The organism is Variovorax boronicumulans (assembly GCF_040544675.1).
GTDB classification, from domain to species: domain Bacteria; phylum Pseudomonadota; class Gammaproteobacteria; order Burkholderiales; family Burkholderiaceae_C; genus Variovorax; species Variovorax boronicumulans_D.
The window spans coordinates 120590-139173 of sequence record NZ_JBEPKK010000010.1; the positions used below are offsets into that span (position 1 = coordinate 120590).

Annotated in this window: 18 protein-coding genes; 10 read left to right on the forward strand and 8 right to left on the reverse strand. The window is 67.6% G+C overall.

Features of this window, described 5'->3' with window-relative positions; genetic code table 11:
• Positions 1 to 91: 91 nt before the first annotated feature.
• From ABIC90_RS18410 to ABIC90_RS18435, 6 genes are read left to right on the forward strand one after another with little or no spacing between them, the layout of a single operon-like run.
• Positions 92 to 2437, forward strand: a complete 2346-nt coding sequence (locus ABIC90_RS18410; protein ID WP_354356484.1) for a type VI secretion system Vgr family protein — start codon at positions 92 to 94, stop codon at positions 2435 to 2437.
• Positions 2427 to 2864 carry a hypothetical protein gene (locus ABIC90_RS18415; RefSeq protein WP_354356486.1) on the forward strand — a complete coding sequence of 146 codons (438 nt, stop codon included), beginning with the start codon at positions 2427 to 2429 and terminating at the stop codon, positions 2862 to 2864. The genes ABIC90_RS18410 and ABIC90_RS18415 overlap by 11 nt, the downstream gene beginning before the upstream one ends.
• 13 nt (positions 2865 to 2877) lie before the next feature.
• Positions 2878 to 5544, forward strand: coding sequence for a DUF2169 family type VI secretion system accessory protein (locus ABIC90_RS18420; RefSeq protein ID WP_354356488.1), 2667 nt, complete (start codon positions 2878 to 2880; stop codon positions 5542 to 5544).
• Complete coding sequence (locus ABIC90_RS18425) at positions 5541 to 6674, forward strand: pentapeptide repeat-containing protein (protein WP_354356490.1); 1134 nt, start codon at positions 5541 to 5543, stop codon at positions 6672 to 6674. Before ABIC90_RS18420 ends, ABIC90_RS18425 begins: the two co-directional genes overlap by 4 nt.
• Positions 6671 to 7393 carry a DUF3540 domain-containing protein gene (locus ABIC90_RS18430; protein ID WP_354356492.1) on the forward strand — a complete coding sequence of 241 codons (723 nt, stop codon included), beginning with the start codon at positions 6671 to 6673 and terminating at the stop codon, positions 7391 to 7393. Before ABIC90_RS18425 ends, ABIC90_RS18430 begins: the two co-directional genes overlap by 4 nt.
• Before the next feature lie 20 nt (positions 7394 to 7413).
• The gene (locus ABIC90_RS18435) at positions 7414 to 7800 is read left to right on the forward strand and encodes a DUF4150 domain-containing protein (RefSeq protein ID WP_354356494.1); all 387 of its coding nucleotides are present in this window, start codon (positions 7414 to 7416) and stop codon (positions 7798 to 7800) included.
• Positions 7801 to 7836: 36 nt separating this feature from the next.
• Here ABIC90_RS18435 and ABIC90_RS18440 read toward each other — a convergent pair whose 3' ends face one another.
• The 8 genes from ABIC90_RS18440 to ABIC90_RS18475 form a co-directional block, all read right to left on the reverse strand.
• The gene (locus ABIC90_RS18440; protein ID WP_354356496.1) at positions 7837 to 8136 is read right to left on the reverse strand and encodes a YciI family protein; all 300 of its coding nucleotides are present in this window, start codon (positions 8134 to 8136) and stop codon (positions 7837 to 7839) included.
• Positions 8137 to 8181: 45 nt separating this feature from the next.
• Positions 8182 to 9177 (reverse strand): tripartite tricarboxylate transporter substrate binding protein, encoded by a 996-nt coding sequence (locus ABIC90_RS18445; protein WP_354356498.1) that lies wholly within the window; start codon positions 9175 to 9177, stop codon positions 8182 to 8184.
• A gap of 108 nt (positions 9178 to 9285) precedes the next feature.
• Positions 9286 to 10359 (reverse strand): phospholipase, encoded by a 1074-nt coding sequence (locus tag ABIC90_RS18450; protein ID WP_354356500.1) that lies wholly within the window; start codon positions 10357 to 10359, stop codon positions 9286 to 9288.
• Positions 10356 to 10769, reverse strand: coding sequence for a type II toxin-antitoxin system VapC family toxin (locus tag ABIC90_RS18455; RefSeq protein ID WP_354356502.1), 414 nt, complete (start codon positions 10767 to 10769; stop codon positions 10356 to 10358). The genes ABIC90_RS18450 and ABIC90_RS18455 overlap by 4 nt, the downstream gene beginning before the upstream one ends.
• Before the next feature lie 8 nt (positions 10770 to 10777).
• Complete coding sequence (locus ABIC90_RS18460; protein ID WP_354356504.1) at positions 10778 to 11035, reverse strand: type II toxin-antitoxin system Phd/YefM family antitoxin; 258 nt, start codon at positions 11033 to 11035, stop codon at positions 10778 to 10780.
• Positions 11036 to 11099: 64 nt separating this feature from the next.
• Positions 11100 to 13475, reverse strand: a complete 2376-nt coding sequence (locus tag ABIC90_RS18465) for a Tex family protein (RefSeq protein WP_354356506.1) — start codon at positions 13473 to 13475, stop codon at positions 11100 to 11102.
• A gap of 92 nt (positions 13476 to 13567) precedes the next feature.
• Positions 13568 to 14578, reverse strand: coding sequence for a sensor histidine kinase (locus ABIC90_RS18470; protein ID WP_354356508.1), 1011 nt, complete (start codon positions 14576 to 14578; stop codon positions 13568 to 13570).
• A gap of 40 nt (positions 14579 to 14618) precedes the next feature.
• Entirely contained in the window at positions 14619 to 15413 is a 795-nt protein-coding gene (locus ABIC90_RS18475) for a response regulator transcription factor (protein WP_354356510.1), read from the reverse strand.
• Between the two features lie 383 nt (positions 15414 to 15796).
• Between ABIC90_RS18475 and ABIC90_RS18480 the strand changes: the two genes are divergently transcribed.
• The 4 genes from ABIC90_RS18480 (at position 15797) to ABIC90_RS18495 (ending at position 18438) form a co-directional block, all read left to right on the forward strand.
• A complete protein-coding gene (locus ABIC90_RS18480; protein WP_354356512.1) occupies positions 15797 to 16480 on the forward strand; it encodes a hypothetical protein in 684 nt (227 codons plus the stop codon).
• A gap of 76 nt (positions 16481 to 16556) precedes the next feature.
• Entirely contained in the window at positions 16557 to 17501 is a 945-nt protein-coding gene (locus ABIC90_RS18485) for a hypothetical protein (RefSeq protein WP_354356514.1), read from the forward strand.
• Positions 17502 to 17517: 16 nt separating this feature from the next.
• Entirely contained in the window at positions 17518 to 17838 is a 321-nt protein-coding gene (locus tag ABIC90_RS18490; RefSeq protein WP_354356516.1) for a hypothetical protein, read from the forward strand.
• Positions 17839 to 17895: 57 nt separating this feature from the next.
• Positions 17896 to 18438, forward strand: a complete 543-nt coding sequence (locus ABIC90_RS18495) for a hypothetical protein (protein ID WP_354356518.1) — start codon at positions 17896 to 17898, stop codon at positions 18436 to 18438.
• Positions 18439 to 18584 lie beyond the last annotated feature (146 nt).

Here is an 18584-nt window from a genome sequence, read left to right on the forward strand (position 1 = left end):
CGCCCGCGTCATGGACATGACACAAGGAATTTCTAGACTGCGCTCCAAAGGCTTGCAACCGCAAAAGCCCCAAGGGTCAGGGAAATTCCGAATGACGCGTACCGTCCAGGTTCACACGGTGCTCAGCGCCGAACAGCTCAAGTTTCGTGCGATGCGCGGGCACGAAGGCCTGTCGCAGCTCTTCGAGTTCGAGGTGGACATGGTCAGCCCCAGCTTCAGCCTGGACCTGAAGACGCTGCTGGGCACCTCGCTCACGCTGGAGTTGGCCGACGACGGCGCGCCGCGCTTTCTGAACGGCACCGTGGTGCGCTTCGAGCTCGTGGGCCGCGCCAACGAAACCGGCCGCCACTACATCTACCGCGCGCTGGTGCAGCCCTGGCTCTGGTACCTCACGCGCACCACCGATTGCCGCATCTTTCAGAACAAGAGCGTGCCAGAGGTGCTCGACGAGGTGCTGGGCAAGTACGGTTTCCAGTTCGAGAAGCGCCTCTCGGGCAGCTACCGCCCCTGGGAATACTGCGTGCAATACCAGGAGAGCGACTTCGCCTTCGTCTGCCGCCTCATGGAGCACGAAGGCATCGCCTATCACTTCGAGCACGGCAACGGCTCGCACCTCTTGGTGCTGGCCGACGACCTGGGCGCCTACCGCAGCCTGCCGGGCCATGCCGCCATTGCCTACCGCGCGCGCAACCGCGTGCTCAACGCGATGGAGCCCTGCATCGACCAGTGGCGCGTGTCCGGGCAGATCACCTCGGGCCGCGTGATGCTGGACGACTTCGACTTCAAGAAGTCGCGCGCCTCGCTGCAAAGCGTGCAGCAGGACCCCAAGGGCCACGACCATTCGACCTACGAGGTCTACGAATGGCTGGGCGGCTACAGCGAACACGGCCAGGGCGACGCCTACGCCAAGATCCGCCTGCAGGAGCTGCAGTGCGCGCACGAGCTGGCCTCGGGCCACACCAACGTGATCGGGATGGCGCCTGGCTACCTGTTCCAGATGACGCATTGCCCGCGCGAGGCCGACAACCGCGAATACCTGGTCACCCAGACCCGCTACGACCTGCAGGAGCCCGAGTATTCGAGCGGCGGCGGCAGCGAATCGGTGTGCGAGTTCGACTTCACCGTGCTGCCTGCCACCGTGGCCTACAGGCCCGCGCGCACCACGCCCAAGCCGCGCACCAACGGCCCGCAGACCGCCACCGTGGTCGGCCCCGAAGAAATCTGGACCGACCGCTTCGGCCGCGTGAAGCTGCAGTTTCGCTGGGACCGCTACGGCCAGTCCGACGAAAACAGCTCCTGCTGGGTGCGCGTGTCCAGCAACTGGGCCGGCGCCAACTACGGCACCATGCACATGCCGCGCGTGGGCCAGGAAGTGATCGTCGATTTCATCGGCGGCGAACCCGACCGCCCCATCATCACCGGCCGCGTCTACAACAACGACCAGATGCCGCCCTGGGAGCTGCCCGCCAACGCCACGGCCAGCGGCATCCTCACGCGCTCGAGCACCGGCGGCGCGGCCAACCAGGCCAACATGCTGCGCTTCGAGGACAAGAGCGGCGCCGAACAGATCCTGCTGCACGCGGAGCGCAATCTCGACGTGGAGGTGGAGGCCGACGAGACCCACACCACCGGCGGCACCCGCACCACTCTCATCAAGGGCCACGAGTCGGCCACCTACCAGAGCGGCGAGACACGCGACATCACCGCGGGCGCCAAGGAAACCATCACCGGCGGCGACACCCGCAGCGTGACCGGCGGCTTCGGCGAAACCATCAGCGGCGGCGTGAACCAGACGATCTCGGGCGGCAAGACGCGCATGCTCAGCGGCGGCCTGAACGACACCATCACCGGCGGGGTGAAGTCGGCCATTACCGGTGGCTTCAACGGCACCATCGACGGGCAGGAAATCCGCTTCGTGAGCGCCGGCCGGCAGGACACCATCAACAGCTCGAACACGGTGCAGGTCAACGGCCCCTCGACCACCACGGTCACCGGCCCGACGGTGCACACCTCGCCGGACGTCACCTTCAACACGACCAACCACATCCACAACACGACGCAGCACGTCATCAACACGACAACCTACAACACGACGTCGACCACCTACAACAACCTGACCGTCAACTACACCAACAACTCCGCCACCTACATCAACAACTACGCCAAGAGCAGCGACTGGCGCCTGTTCCGCGCGGGCGGCGTGGGGTTGCGGATCAGCCTGGTCGGCATCTCGCTCGATGTGTGGGGCGCGCGGTTGCAGTACTACGCGGCGCTCAATGCGCAAATTGCCACGGTCAAGATCGACACGGCCGTGTTCTCCCTGAAGAACAAACCCCTGGAGGTCAGCGCCAAGGGCCTGGCCATCGCGAACAAGGGCATGCTCATCGCCACCGGCGGCCTGGCCGCAAAGTTCAAGGTGCTCACCCTTGTGGTTTGAAACGCTGCTCTGGGTCGTCTTCGCCATCGTGATGAGCGCCATCAGCGTGACGGCGGTGTCGGTGGTGATCGTCGCTTCGCGCGAGAACCGCATCTATTCGGCCGAGGAAAAAACCTGGAAGCGCCTGGCGGGCAGCGGCGTGCCGGTGGAGGCCGTCGTCGAATCGGTCAAGCGCTCCGAGCACGAGCTGTCTCGCGGCGGATCGCAGGGCCAGACGGTGCTGGCTGTAGAGATGTCGCTGAAGGTCTTCGACGGCACGGGCGGCTCGAGCCTGGCCGTGGTCCGCACGCTGGTCGACGAAGCCCTGCTGCCGCAGTTCTGCATTCCGGGCACCCGGGTGCATCTGCTGCGGGACCCCGCCGATGCATCGCGCCTTGCCATCGACCGCACGCGCACGCCGCTGGAAATCGCGCGCGCCGCGGGTTGATCGACGCCACGCCGTGAAAACCGTCAAACCCCTGCGCCTGAGCATCCTCACGCGCCCCTTTCTGCGCGCGGGCCACCAGCGGCTGGGCGTGACCGCGATGGGCATGGTTTCCATCGGCGAGGCGCCGGTGCTGCTGCCCGAGCCGGAGTTCTGGAAATCCGTTTCCAGCGAACTCGGTCCCGCGGGCGTGCTCGATCTCGGCATGCCCAAGACCTGCGCCGAATTCCTGGCGACCGGCCATGCCTACACGCACCACCAGGAAGACAAGACCGCCTGTGCCGTCGCGCTGCAGGTCGGCGCGCTCAAGAGGCAGTTCGTGGTCTTCGGCGACCGCTTCTGGGTCGACGGCCGCGCCACCGCGCCGCAGCCTTTCGAATCGATGCGGCTGGACTGGACCCGCGCCTACGGCGGCCCTGGCTTCGCCGACAACCCGCTGGGCATCGGCCACGCCGCCGAGCGGGTGAACGGGGTCATGGCGCAGCGCCTGCCCAATGTGGAGCATCCGCACCGCCGCATCGACCATCCGGCCCGGCAGCAAGAGCCCGCATGCTTCGGTGCGATGGACGTGAGCTGGCCCAGCCGCATGCGGCTGATCGGCAAGCACTACGACACGCACTGGCGCGAGAACCTTTTCCCGGGATTCTCGGAAGACATGGACTGGCACCTCTTCAACGCCGCATCGCCCGAGCAGCGCTGGCCGGACCAGGACCGCATTGCGGGCGGCACGCCCTACGAGATCTGGAACATGCACCCCACGCAGCCGGTGCAACGCGGCTGCCTGCCGCACTGGCGGGCGCGCAGCTTCATCGCGCGCAAGAGCGCCTCGGGCCAGGCCGAGCCCGAGCACTTCGAGGAGGTGCCCTTGCGCCTCACCACCGCGTGGTTCTTTCCGCACCTGGCGCAGATCGCGTTGATCTGGCACGGCGAGACCGCCATCGCCGAAGACGACGCCGCCGACGTCACCCATGTGATGCCGGCCATCGAAGCCGCCTCTGAAGCCGAACGGCCGCTGGAACACTACTTTGCGATCCTGCAGCGCCGTTGCGACCCCGAGACCGGCGGCCTCTACATGTTCCGCGACGACGAGCTGCTGCCCGCCGAAGCCATCGGACCGTGGATCGACCAGATGGAGGACGAAGAGTCCCTGCTCGTGCGCAACATGCGCGAACGCGGCAACACGCTGCGCAAGGAACTCACGCAGCAGGCGCTGCAGGCCGGCCACAAACCGCGCCACTTCAAGGAGCGCGCCCTGCCCGAGCCCTTCACAAAGATGCCCACGCTGAACGAACTGCCCGAGTTCATCCAGCGCACCAAGGTCTACCAGCAAGAGCAGCAGGAAAAGCTGGACGCCGCGCGCAGCGAACTCGCCCGCATGGCCGAGGCCAATGCGGTGGAATCGCGCAAGGTCGGCTTCGATTCCGGCGCACTCGTGGCCGACGCAGGCCGCAGCCAGGCCAAGGGCCCTCCCAGCTTCGATGCCAAGGCTGTGACGGAGGGCATGCTGGGCATTTCCAGCGCCACGCGCACCGCGCCCATGTCGCCGGCCCAGGAACAGGAGCTGGCAAAGACCGCGGAAAGCGGCCGGCGCGGCCTGATCGACATGTACCGGCTCGGCGCGCAACACCAGACGGCGGCCGATGCCATGACGCCCGAACACGCGCGCGATGCACGCGAGCGGGTGCAAGAGCGCATGGCCGCCTCCGGCGACCTCTCCGGCATGGACCTGACGGGCGCCGACCTCTCGAACATGGACCTGCGCGGCGCCCGCCTGCACCGGACGCTGCTCGAGGGCGCCGATCTCGGCGGGGCGCGGCTCGACGATGCCGACGCCACCGAGGCCGTGCTGGTGCGCGCCAGGCTGGCGGGCGCTTCGCTGGCCGGCTGCGTGCTGCACGGCGCCAACCTGAGCCTGGCGCACTGCGCGGGCACCTCGTTCGCGCGCGCCCGCTTCCACGAAACCACGATCGAAAAAACCCGCTTCGACGACTGCGACTTTTCCGGGGCCCGCCTGTCGCATCTGAACCTTTTCGGCATGCATTTCCAGAACTGCCGCTTTGACCGCGCCAGCTTCGACTACGTGACGCTGCTCGAACAGAGCCGCCTGCAGGATTGCAGCTTCCGCGCCGCGACCCTGCACAAGTTCGGGTTGATCTCGTGCCAAGTAGAGAGGCTGGATTTTTCGGCGACGACGCTGGAGGCCTGCGCCTGGGTTCATACCGTCGGCGACCGCGGCATCGTCTTCGCCGCGGCCACGCTGAAGACCAGTTGCTTCGTCGGCACCAGCAGCCTGCGCAACATCGACTTCCAGGATGCCACGCTGATCCAGTGCAGCCTGCGCGACATGACCCTGGCCGGCGCGCGCCTGTGCCGCGCCACGCTGGACACCTGCGACTTCTCGGGCTGCAGCCTGGTGGGCGCGGACCTGAGCTTCATCGACGCGCCCGAGAGCCTGTTCATTCGCGCCGACCTGACCCAGGCCTCGCTGCGCGGCGCCAACCTCATGAATGCAAGCCTCCAGAAAGCCATCTTCGCAGGCGTCGATCTGCGCGACGCCAACCTCTTTCGCGCCGACGTGTCGCAGGCCCTGATCGACACCGTGACCGAAACGCGGGGAGCCTACATCGAGCAGGCCAAGACCGTGCCGCGGCGCGCGGCCGATGCGGCGGACCCGGCGCGATGACGCCGGAATCCTTGGCGCAGAAGGTTCGCGGCGGCGAGTTCATCAAGGGCGAGGATTTTTCAGGACTGGCCCTGGACAAGCTCGACCTGCGCGGCGGCACCTTCGGCGAATGCAATTTTTCGACGGCGAGCCTGCGCGGCGCGCAACTGGCCGAATCGATGTTCGACACCTGCCGCTTCGACGGTGCGCTGCTGGACACCGCCGACCTGCAGCGCGCGGTCTTCCACAAGTGCAGTCTGGCGCAGGCCAGCCTGCAGGGCGCAACGATGACCCGTTCGGCCTTCAGCGAATCGGCGCTGCAGGGCGCCGACTTTGCGACGGCGCGGCTGGACCTCGCCGCCTTCCACAAGAGCACGCTCGACGCGGCCCGATTCGTGCGCGCCGACCTCACGAAAACGGTGTTCGGCGAATCGACGTTGGACGCAGCGCATTTCGACGACGTGAAGTTCGACACCACGGTCTTCTACCGGGCCGGACTGCGCGGCGCGCGCTTCCAGGGCGCGAGCTTTCACAACGTGATCTTCAGCGAGGCCGATCTTTCGGGCCAGGATTTCTCGGGGCAGCAGTTCCACCTTTGCCAGCTCATCGATGCCGACCTCAGGGGCTGCAACTTCGCAGGCGCGCGCCTCACCCAGTGCAACTTCAAGGGCGCCAGGCTCGAGGGCGCAGTGCTTTCCGGCGTACACGCACCGCAGTGCCTGTTTCCCGAAGCGGACCTTCGCGGTGCCGACTGCCGCGGCGGGCACTTCGATCAGAGCCTCTGGGTCGATGCCACGTTGACCGACGCCGACCTCTCGGACGCGCAACTCGTGCAGTGCGTGTTTCACCGCGCGCGCTGCAACCGCACGTCGTTCGCCCGCAGCCAGCTGGTGTACGCGGACTTCTCCTACGCCGACCTCAGCGACGCCGACATGCGCGGCGCCGCTTTCCAGCGCACCCAGATGCATCGGGCGATCGATGCCGGCACGCGCTGGAGCGACCGCCTGGGCGTGGTCGACGGCGACCCCGCGCTGTTCGAGGCCGAGCGCTTTTCGGCGGCGCGCCAAAGCCGCCCCCAGCGCGCAGGCCGGGACACCTTCGGGCGGCCGCTGCCGCAGGACGCACAGGACCCACAGGACACCGCCCCATGACCCCTCGCGACATTCGCCCTCTTGACGCCCCTTGCGCTACTCGCGAAGCCGTCCAGCCACCGGCCGACGACATGCACGCCCCGGACATGCAGGCGCTGCTCCGAAAGCCCTTCCCCTCTGCCGCAACGGCCGTGTCTGCATGGACCGGCAGCGCGCTCGGCACCGTGGCGGAGGCGCTGGCGGACGGCAGCTTCCTCATCGACGCCCGGGACGGCGGCGAACGCTGGCACTGCCCCCTCGCGGCCAGCTGCCTGCTCCAGCCCGAGGCGGGCGACACCGTGCTCGTGGCCGGGCCGCACGCAGGCAGCCTTTACCTGATTGCCGTCGTCACGCAGGCGGATGCGAGCCGCTCGCGCATCGTCACCGAGGGCGACCTCACCATCAGCTCGCGCCGCGGCAGCATCGCGCTCCAGGCACCCGCGCTCAAGCTGCAGGCGCAGAAGGCGCAGGTCGACATCGCCGAGATGGACTACCGCGGTGCCGAAGTGCGCGTGACCACGCTGGTCGCGCGCTTCGTGGGCCGCACGCTGGAGACGGTGCTCGACCGCCTGAGCGTGCTCACGCGGTCGAGCTTTCGGCTCACCGAAGAGGTGGAGCAGGTGCGCGCCGGACAGATCGACATGCAGGCCAGCGAAACCCTGCGCCTGCACGCCAAGAACACCCTTGTCACCAGCAAGGCGCTGGTCAAGGTCGATGCCGAACAGATCCACATGGGTTGAACCCGACAGGAGCCTTTGCCATGTTTGCCAATGCACAGATGATGGGCGTGGACCTCGCCTTTCCAGACGTCTGCAAGACGCCGCCGATGGTTCCCATTCCCTACCCCAACTTCGCGCTCGGGCCGACGGCCATTCCCAACGCCTGGAACATCCTGTACGGCGGCACGCCCGCGCACAACATGGCGACCACCACGCCGATCACCAACGGCGACAACGCCGGCGTGCTGATGGGCGTGGTGTCGCAGACCGTGATGGGGCCTTCGCGCCACATCACCGGCGCATTCACGGTGCTGCTCAAGGGCACGCCCTGCACCCGCATGACCAGCCTGTCGGTGCAGAACCGCTGCAACATCGTGGGCATGCGGATCGTGCCGAGCCAGTTCAAGGTGCTGGTGCTGGCGCCCTGAACTCGTGGAGTGAGGTGGCCGCTGCGCGCAGCCGCCTCAGCTTTCGCTGAACCAGGCCTCGGCCCAGCCCTGGCGCTTGACCGGGTCGAACTCATTGAACCTGAAGCTGGCCAACCGTTCGGTGCTGAACGGGTCTTCGGCGAAGAAGGCCTGCAACACCTCCGGCGAAGCGGCGCGGGCCAGCAGAAAACCGCCGGTGGCGGGCACCTTGGGTCCGGAACACAGGAGGAGGCCCGCGTCGTAGCCCCGTTGAAGGTATGCACGGTGCGCGGGCACCGATTCCTGGATGCGCGCCAGCGGCACGAGGTAGCTGATTTCGACGATGAAGTGCTTCATGCACTTGGCGAAGCACCCACCGTGCCAGCCGCGACCGCCGCCGCCCTACTCCGCCTTGACCCCCGCGGTGCGGATGACCTTGCCCCACTTGGCCGTCTCTGCCGTGATGAACGCATCGAATTCCTCCGGCGTGCTGCCCGCCGGAAAGGTGCCCATGGCGTCGAGCCTGGCGCGCGTTTCGTCGCTCTTGATGATGCGCGCCACCTCTTCGGACATGCGTTTGACGATGTCGCGCGGCGTGCCCGCCGGCGCCAGCATGCCGGCCCAGGTGCTGCCGGTGAAGCCGGCAAAGCCCTGCTCGATGAAGGTCGGCACGTCCGGCACCGCCGGCAGGCGCTTGTCGCCCGCCACGCCGATCAGCCGCACCTTGCCGGCCTTGGCCTGGTTGATGAGGCCGGTGGGTGCGTCGAAGAACAGCTGGATCTGCCCGCCCATCAGGTCCGTGAGCGCGGGCACCGCGCCGCGGTACGGGATGTGGATCATGTAGGTCTGCGTGAGCGACTTCCACAGCTCGGTGGTCAGGTGGGCGGCCGAGCCGTTGCCCGAGGAACCGAAGCTCACCTTGCCGGGGTTGGCGCGCGCGTAGTCGATGAGCTGGCGCGCGGTCTTGAATGGCGCATCGATGTTGACCGCGGCCAGCAAGGGCGAGATGCCCATCAGCGACACGCCGGCCAGGTCCTTCTGCGGGTCGTAGGGCAGCTTGGGGTAGAGCGTGGTGTTGGCCGCATACGCGGCGATGACGACGCCGAAGGTGCTGCCGTCGGGCGCGGCCTTGGCGATGGCATCGACGCCGATCAGGCTGTTGGCGCCGGGCTTGTTGTCGATGACCACCGGCTGGCCCAGCCGCGTCTGCAGGCCGATCTGCACGAGGCGCGCCATTTGGTCGGTGAAGCCGCCCGGCGTGTAGGGCACGACGATGCGGATCGGCTTGCCGGGCCATGCGGTCTGCGCAAAGGCCGGAAGTGCCAGGCTGCTCGCGGCGGCGGCGAGCGTGAATCGGCGGCGGGTCAGCGGGGCACGGAGCGGGGTGTGGTGATGCATGGTGGCTTGTCTCTTTGCGGCTTCTGAATGGATCGGACCATTCTCGAAGCGCCACCCGCGCGGGCCGTCAGGGTTTGCCCCGGCGGCCCCATCGAGGCCACGCGGGCCTCAAAGCGGCAGCAGTTCGGGCACGCCGCCGCGCTGAAGCCAGCCTTCGAACTCGTCGGATATCCGCTCGGCCTCGCGCGTGGCCTTGCCCCAGGCCGTGATGCGGGCCTGCGCATCGTTCGCATAGCGGATGAAGTCCTTGCGGTCGGGCAGCTTGGCGTTGGGCAGGGTGCGTACCCAGTCGGCGTCGGGGGCGAGCACCACCATGCGGTCCAGGAAGCCGGTGGACCGGTGGCGCCAGCGCAGGCCCTTGTCCAGCCAGCCCGGCACCACCGCGCGCTGGAAATGCGGATACAGCACGATGCCGTCGTCGGCGGGCTGGTAGTCCAGGTGCAGGTGGTAGTCGGTGATGCCGCCGTCCCAGTAGGCGCCGCGCGGCGCGCCCGGAATGTCGTGCACCGCCGCCAGCAGGAAGGGAATGGAACACGAGGCCTGCAGCACCATGTTGAAGTTGGCCTCGCTCAGCGCGTGCTGCCGCGTGCGGAAGTCCTGCGTGCCGAAAGGCAGCGCCGCGCCGGGCGTGGAGAACACGCAGCGCTCCAGCCACGCGCCCAGGCTCTTGCGGTGCAGGCTGTTGGTGGCAAAGGCGCCCAGATAGCCGACCGGCGTGCGCGCCCTGCCCTCGCGCCCGAGGATGTGCCGCCCGCGCGAGGTCACCACATGCAGGCGATAGCGCGGATGGTTCAGCACCTCCGCAATGCGCCCGCCGTAGAAGTCGTCCAGGCTCTGGGCGAACTGCGCGCTGAGCTGGCGCGGGCTCAGCCGCTTCTGGCCCGGAGGCACCTCGAACTGCTGGTGCACATAGTCGTGCTCGAAGCGCTGGAACGCCGCCTCGGGATTCGCCAGGCAGGCCGTGGACAGCCGCCAGGCGCCGATGGACGCACCCACCAGATGCACCGGCTGGCTCGATTGCGTGAGCCACCGCCCGAAGATGAAGCGGTCGAGCGGCCCAAGGATGAGGCCCTTGGGACCGCCCGCCGCGCCGGGGATGGTGCGCACGTCCTGCGGGCGCAGGCCGTGCTGCTCGATGTGCTTGCGGGCGGCGGGGCCGGCGTAGATGCGCAGGGCTTTCATGCAGCGCCTGCCCCGAACGGATTGAACACTTCGACACCGAAGCCGGCGAAGTCGCTCACATTGCGCGTCACCACGGTCAGCGAATGCTGTTTGGCCGTGGCGGCGATCATGGCGTCTTCATACAGCGTGTTCGAGTTGCGATGCATGAGCTTGGCCCACAGCCTGAAGGTTTGCGCGTCCATGGGCAACACGTTGTACGACGCGGCAACCAGCGCAGCCCATTGCTCGATCTCGGCGGCCTTGGCGGCATCCTGCTCGCGCGTCAGTTCGATGCCGGCCTGGATCTCACCCAGCGTCACAGCCGAGAGGTGCAGGTCGCTGTCGGCAACGGACGCGAGCCAGGCGACGACCGCGCCATGAGGACGAGGTCGACGCAGTTCCGAGATGACGTTCGTGTCCAGGAGGTACATGCGAGCCCTCAGCGAATCGGCGTGATCCGCCGCCTGCGGGCAGCGCCTCGCTCCGGCACAAGGAACTCGGTGCGCGCCTGCTCCGAAAGCAGGAGCTCCTTGAGCGATGGCCTGGCCGTCTCATGGAGTCGCCGCCACTCCGCAGCCGGGACGAGCACCGCAGCCTCGGCCCCGCGCTTGGTGACCATTTGCGGCCCGTCGTTGAGACAAGCCTCGAGAAATTCGCTGAAACGCGCTTTTGCGTCCTGTACGGGCCAGGTTTTCATGGCAGCCACCTATCAGACTAGTTGACTGACTAGTTTAACAAGTGGCCAACACATCTGCTGGCAGCTACTTGCGCAGCCCCTGCAGCTTCGCAAACGCGCTGGCCATCTGCCCCGCCGGCTGCGGCGAGTTGTCGCGGCGCGGCTGCTGTTGCTGGCCTCGTCCCGCACCTTCGAAGCGGTTGTCACGCGGACCGTCGCGTCGCGCGGGCGCCGCATCCAGCTTCATCGAGAGGCCGATGCGCTTGCGCGCCACGTCCACTTCCATCACCTTGACCTTGACGATATCGCCGGTCTTGACGACCTCGCGCGCATCGTTGACGAACTTGTGGCTCAGCTGGCTCACATGCACCAGGCCGTCCTGGTGCACGCCCAGGTCGATAAAGGCGCCGAACTGGGCCACGTTGCTCACGGTGCCTTCGAGGATCATGCCCTCGACCAGGTCCTTGATGTCGTCCACGCCGTCGTTGAAGCGCGCCACCTTGAAGTCGGGGCGCGGGTCGCGGCCGGGTTTTTCCAGCTCGCCCAGGATGTCCTTGACCGTGATCACGCCGAACTTCTCGTTGGCGAAGAGCTCGGGCTTCAGCGTCTTGAGCATCTCGGCGCGGCCCATGAGCTCGCCGATCGGCTTGCCGGTCTTCACGATGATCTGCTCGACCAGCGGATAGGTTTCGGGGTGCACGCCGGTCACGTCCAGCGGGTCGGCGCCGCCGCGGATGCGCAGGAAACCCGCGCTCTGCTCGAAGGCCTTGGGGCCGAAGCCGGTCACGTCGAGCAATTGCTTGCGGGTGGAGAACGCGCCGTTGGCTTCGCGCCAGCGCACCACCGCCTTGGCCACGCTGCCCGAGAGGCCGGACACGCGGCTGAGCAAAGGCACGCTCGCGGTGTTGAGGTCCACGCCCACCGAGTTCACGCAGTCTTCGACCACGGCCTGCAGGGTGCGCGCAAGTTCGCTCTGGTTCACGTCGTGCTGGTACTGGCCCACGCCGATGCTCTTGGGGTCGATCTTCACCAGCTCGGCCAGCGGGTCCTGCAGGCGGCGCGCAATGGAGGCGGCGCCGCGCAGGCTCACGTCCACATCGGGCATTTCCTGCGAGGCGAACTCACTTGCGGAATAGACCGACGCGCCGGCCTCGCTGACCACGACCTTGTCGACCGCCATCTCGGGTGCGCCGGCCTGCGCGGCCATCTTGGCCAGCAGCTTGATGAGGTCGCCGGCGAGCTTGTCGGTTTCGCGGCTGGCGGTGCCATTGCCGATGGCGATCAGGTTCACGCCGTGCTTGGCGCAGAGCTTGCCCAGGGTGTGCAGCGAGCCTTCCCAGTCCTTGCGCGGCTCGTGCGGGAACACGGTGGCGGTTTCGACCAGCTTGCCGGTGGCATCGACCACGGCCACCTTCACGCCGGTGCGGATGCCGGGGTCCAGGCCCATCACGACGCGCGGGCCGGCGGGTGCGGCCAGCAGCAGGTCGCGCAGGTTGTCGGCGAAGACCTTGATGGCGACCTTCTCGGCCTCTTCGCGCAGGCGGGTGAACAGATCGCGCTCGGTGGAGAGCGCCAGCTTCACGCGCCAGGTCCAGGCCACGCACTTGCGCAGCAGGTCGTCGGCCGGGCGGCCGGCGTGGCTCCAGCCCAGGTGCAGCGCGATCTTGCCTTCGGCGATGCTGGGCTTGCCCGGCTCGGGCTCCACCGGCAGCACCAGCTTGGCGTCCAGGATGTCCAGCGCGCGGCCGCGAAACACGGCCAATGCGCGGTGCGAAGGCACGCGGCCGATGGGTTCGTCGTACGCGAAATAGTCGCGGAACTTGGCGATGTCGGCGTTGTTCTCGTCCTTGCCGGCCATCAGGCTGGACTTGAGCAGGCCCTCGGCCCAGAGCCATTCGCGCAGGCGCTGCACCAGCACGGCGTCTTCGGCCCAGCGCTCGGAGAGGATGTCGCGCACGCCGTCGAGCACGGCCGGCACGGTGGAGAAATCGGGGCCCGGCTTTCCGTCGTCCAGCGTGGTGGCGGGCTGCAGGAAGGCCTTGGCTTCGACGGCGGGGTCCAGCGTGGGGTCGGCCAGCAGCTTGTCGGCGAGCGGCTCGATGCCGAATTCGCGGGCGATCTGGCCCTTGGTGCGGCGCTTCTGCTTGAACGGCAGGTACAGGTCTTCCAGCTCCTGCTTGGTCGGCGCGAATTCGATCGCGGCGCGCAGCTGGGGGGTGAGCTTGCCTTGCTCGTCGATGGCCTTGAGCACCGCCACGCGACGGTCTTCGAGTTCGCGCAGGTAGGAAAGCCGTGCTTCCAGTTCGCGCAGCTGGATGTCGTCCAGGCCGCCGGTCACTTCCTTGCGATAGCGGGCAATGAATGGAACCGTGGCACCTTCGTCGAGCAGTTCGACGGCGGCCTTCACCTGGTGCTCCCCGACCTTGATTTCAGCGGCGAGCTGGCGAATGATTTTCTGCATGTCTTGAGCGCGTCCCGGGCAAAGCGCGGAAGTTTGCCATAGGGCGGGAACGCCTCCCCGGCCGCCAGGCCCGTGGCCTATTTGTCTGTTTGTTACCGGGTGCTCATGGCTTCGTGCGCCGGCACCTCCTGCGGCAGCTCGCCGCAGGGCATCACCAGGCGGATGCACAGCCCGTGGGGCGCGGTGTTCGTGATGGCCAGTTCGCCGTGGAGCGCTTCGGCGCGGGCGCGCATGCTGCGCAGCCCTTTGCCCAACGGCCCGGACGACGACCTGCCGGCCGGCAGATCCATGGGCAGCCCCAAGCCCGGGCAATGGCCCGGACTCAGGCCCTGGCCGTCGTCCTCCACTTCCAGCGCCAGCCCGCGTGCGCAGTCGCGCGGCCCGAAGCGGACTTCCACGCGGCTGGCATGCGAATGGCGCAGCACGTTCGACAGTGCCTCCTGCGCGATCCGGCAGACCTGCATCGCGGCCTCGGGCGGGACCGCCCGGGCATGCGCCGCGTCGCGCACCTTCCACACCAGGGCGATGCCGATGCGGTCGAAGGCGGGTTGAATCCGGTACCGCAGGTGGCCCAGGCGCTCCACCACGGTGGCCGATGCCTCGTCGTCCAGGGCGTCTACCGTCATCTGCAGCTCCAGCAGGCAGTCCTGCAGCGCCATCGACAGTTCGTTCGCATCGCCCGAGCGCGGGTCGCGGCTTGCGAGCAGCGCCGTCAGGCGGGAACCGACGCCGTCGTGCAGGTCGCTGGCGATGCGCCGGCGCTCGGCGAGCACGGCTTGCAACTGCTTGTAGCGGCCGGCGCGGCGGCGCGACAGGTCCCACAGCACAACGATCATGCAGAGCACCGCGATGTTCACCGCCTGCAGCAGCCAGAAAGCGGCTGCCGCGCCGTCGGCGGACCCCGTCAGCGCCGAAGTGGCCCGCAGCATCTGCGCGGTCACGGGGGTCAGGTGCAGCCCGCAGGCCAGCGCCGCCCAAAGCAGCATGCGGCGGCGTGAAGCCCGGCGCCGAAGCCAGATCAGCAGCGCAAGCCAGGCAGCGATGGAAAGCCACACGAACTGATCTTCCAGGTGGTGCGGCAGCTGGACTGCGGAAGACAGCATGGCAGGGTCCGCGGCGCATTCATCGGAGCCGCAACGCCGGTCAGAGCAGGCCCCGGTGCGAGGCGAAGCTCACCGCCTGCGCGCGGGTGTGGGCGTGCAGCTTGCGGTAGATGTTTTTCACATGGGCGTTGACCGTTTGCGCGCTGATGGTGAGCTGCAGGGCGATTTCTTCGGTGACATATCCCGTGGCTACAAGTCGCAACACTTCGCGCTCCCGTGCGGAGAGCGTGGCCTTGGTTTCCGGCGGGCGCACCGGGCTGGCGTTGGTGCGCTTATGGTCCAGGTGAACCAGCAGCCGGCGGGCCAGCCGGGGCGTGATGGCGGCACCGCCGTTGACCACCTGCAGCACCGCTTGCGCATAGCTCTGGAACCATGCGTTCTTGACCAGGAAACCGGAGGCGCCGAGCTCGAAGGCATGCAGCACCTGGGGTTCGTCCTCGATGGCCGAGATGACGATGATCTCGGCCGCGCTGCGGTGCTTCTTGGCCTCCTCGATCAGCTCGAAGCCGCTGCCGTCTCCGAGGCGAATGTCGACCATGAGCACGTCGAATTCATGCTGCATCAACAGCCGCCTGCCTTCGCGCAGGCTGCCGGCCTGCCCTTCGAGCTGGATGCGCAGGTCGCTGAGCAGTTCCTGCGCGATCACGCGCCGCACGAAGGGGTCGTCGTCCACCAGCAACACGCGCACCGGCTTGGTCTGCTGGCCGGTCAGGTAATCGGGCCAGGGGAGCGAGTCGGCCGAGGGCGCAAGCAGCCCGCCGAACTGACCCGGGTTGGAGAACTTCTGGGCGCTGCTCCCCCTGTCATTCAGCGAAATGTCAAGGTCGTTTTCCATTTTTATCTCCTCGTGACAACTACCTACCCGCTCTTGGTGAGCAAAAGTTAATTCATTTCTACTCAAAACTCGCTCAGAAGCTTTTTTGATTACTTTGGTTTCCTTCGGTTGCAAGTCGCAGGGGATGAGTACGAAAGGCATACAAAAACCCTGCCTCCTCATGGGTAAAGGCTTTTTTGCGGGCAGGCCGGCGAGGCCTCCGGACATGGCTTTCGCAGTAGCCATGCACTACCCAGCCTTGGGCATTTTTTGTTTGCGCCTCGATGCTGAAACTGGATCCCGGTCGCAGCGGAAACATTCGATCCGTGAACGCTGACCGTTAGCTGATGGCCGGAGTAGCCGGCAATCGGGTTCGTATCAACAACTTTCGAGGAAGAAGCATCATGAAGAAGACTCTCATCACAGCGGCAGTGGTTCTTTTGGGCAGCGTTGCCTCGGCCACCACGGCGCTTGCCGTCACCAGCACCAACACCGGCTCCTCGAGTGCGGTCAACTCGTCGGCTGCCAGCTCCGGCACCGGCAGCGCGCTGAGCTACAACGCCGCCAACTCGAGTTCGTCAGCCAGCGCCAATGCGGCGGGCGGTGCCATCAGCATCCTGGGCCAGCGGATCGGGGGCGCGACGGCCAGCGGCTCGGCCACCACCCAGGGCCGAGTGACCAGCGTGGCCGCGACGACCGGCAACGGCCTCGCAGTGGGCGGCGCCAACGCTTCGGCCGATGCGGGCGCCAGCGGCAGCGCCAACTACAGCGCGGGCGGCCCGAACGCCGTGAGCGGCGCCGCGGGCGGCACGGCCAACTCCACCACCAACAACACGGCCGCAACGGCCGCGGGTCCCGGCGGCGGCCTGGCTGTGGTGACGCGCACTTCCGGCACGACGGCCAACTTCAACGCCTCCTCGGGCGCCATCAACGGCTTCTTCAACGGCACCACCACCTCGGCAACGGCAGGTTCGACCGGCGGCTCCTTCGGCGTGAGCAACTTCGCCTTCGGCAATGCAGCCGGCTTCAGCAACGGCGGCGGCTCAGGCGGCCTGGGCACCGCTGGCGCCACCGCATCTGCTCCCTGAACGGAGCAGCTGACGGTTGTTGGAACAGAAATGGGGAGGGGCAGGCCCCCTCCCCGGCTTTCAAAGGAGTGAGAACATGAAAAAACTGATCGTCCTGACCTTGATGGGCTTGTCCGCGGGTGCCTTTGCGCAGACCACGGCGGGCGGCGCCAACAACCAGTCACAAAGCTCGGCCACCACCTCGGCGCAGGGCAACAGCCAGGCCGTGAACTTCAACAGCACCACGCCCTCGGATGTCACCACCCGCTCGACGCTGAACAGCAACCAGAACATCAACAACACAGGTGCCACGACCAACACCGTGGACTACCAGGGCAGCTACACCGTCAAGAACGTGCCGTCGGTCAACGGGCCCAACCTGACCACCAGCAACGACACCTGCATGGGCAGCTCGAGCGCGAGCGCGAACGGCGCGGGTGTCGGCATCAGCTTCGGAACCACCTGGACGGACGAGCACTGCAAGCGCCTGAAGATGAGCCGCGAGCTCTGGAACAAGGGCATGAAGGCGGCCTCGCTCGCCATGGACTGCATGGATGCGGCCGCCATGGCGGCGATGGAGATGACCGGTACGAAGTGCCCGCAATCCATGACCGCCGCGGAGCGCGTGAGCGCGTTCGGCCCCCATGCGTCGCCCGCGAATGCCGCGGCGCAGGTGATCGGGCAGCCGGTGGTCGCGGTGGCGCCGGCGATGGTGCCAGTGCAGCCTCAGCCTCAGCCGCAACCTCAGGCCCAAGCCCAGCCGGTCGCGGCCATCGCTCCGCCGGTCGCCTCCGTGCCTGCGCCCGAACCGGCCCCGCTGCCCCTGCCGCAAGCACCGGTCGCCGAGGCGGCGCCGGCACCGCAAGCGGCCGCCACGATCGTGCGTGCCGAGGAAGCGCAAGAGGTGGCCATGCCGGCAGTGACCATGCCGGTCGCGCCGGCCGGCGTGACGGACGTCGAGTACCTCGCCGAGCTCGAGTTCCTCGACGAGTTCGCGGCGGCGCCGCCGAAGACGACGATGACCGTCGCCGGTTCGGAATGACGGCCTGGAGCGCATGATGACCAGGACCGTATTCCTCTGGATCGCGGCTTGCTGCGTGGCCTCGGCCTCGGCCGGCCCGGTCGTGCCCAACCTGCAGATCGAACGGGTGACCTTCGGCAGCGGCCTGCAGAACGCCAGCGGCACCGACACCGCCGAGCCCGTCGGCGACCTGGGCGTGTGGCATGTGCCGCAGTACCTGCCGGGCTATCCGACGTCGGCGACCATCTGGCCGCGGGTCGTGATGATCCAGTGCAGCAACGAACTGTGCTCGGGCTACGAACTCACGCCCGAGCTCGGGCGCGGCGAGTACCTGTTCTTCCGGCCGATACGCAAGTAGGCGGCCGCGCGCAGATTCGCGCGACCCGGCCGGCATCGCGCCGGACCCGGTCGCTCGATGCCGTACCCTTGGCGCATGACACCCCGTGTGCGCATTCATCGCGTTCTTCGCGTCTTTCGCACGTTGCTGCGTGCGGCCGCCACCGCCCTGCTGGTTCCCCTCCTGCTCTTCGAAGAGTGGGGTTGGCTCCCGCTCGCCGCACTGGCGGCGCGGCTGGCCCGCCTTCCGGTCTGGGCTCGGCTGGAAGACCGCCTGCGCCGGCTGCCCCCTTGGGGCGCGCTGCTGGCGTTCTTCGTGCCGGTGCTTCTGCTGCTGCCGGTCAAGGTGCTGGCGCTCTTTCTGTTCAGCCACGGCCATGCCGCCAGCGGGGTGAGCGTGCTCGTGCTGGCCAAGCTGGCCGGCACCGCCGTGGTGGCGCGGATCTTCCAGCTGGTCGAAGGCCCGCTGATGCGCATTCCCTGGTTCGCCCGCTGGTACCCGCGCTGGAAAGCCTGGAAGGACGGCGTGCTGAACCTGGTTCGCGAGAGCCGGCCCTGGCGGCTGGTGCGGGTGATCAATCGCAGCCTTCACAAAGGCTGGCGGCGCCTGCGTGGCGTGTGAGCGCAGCGGAACTCGACAAACGCCCAGCACTCTGGCGTGAGGGGCTCTGGCGCGAGGGTGACAAGGCTGCAACGGTCCACCGTAACTGCCGCACACCTGAACCGTGCAAGGGGTAGATTACGACCCTCGTTTCGCGGACCTCGTTT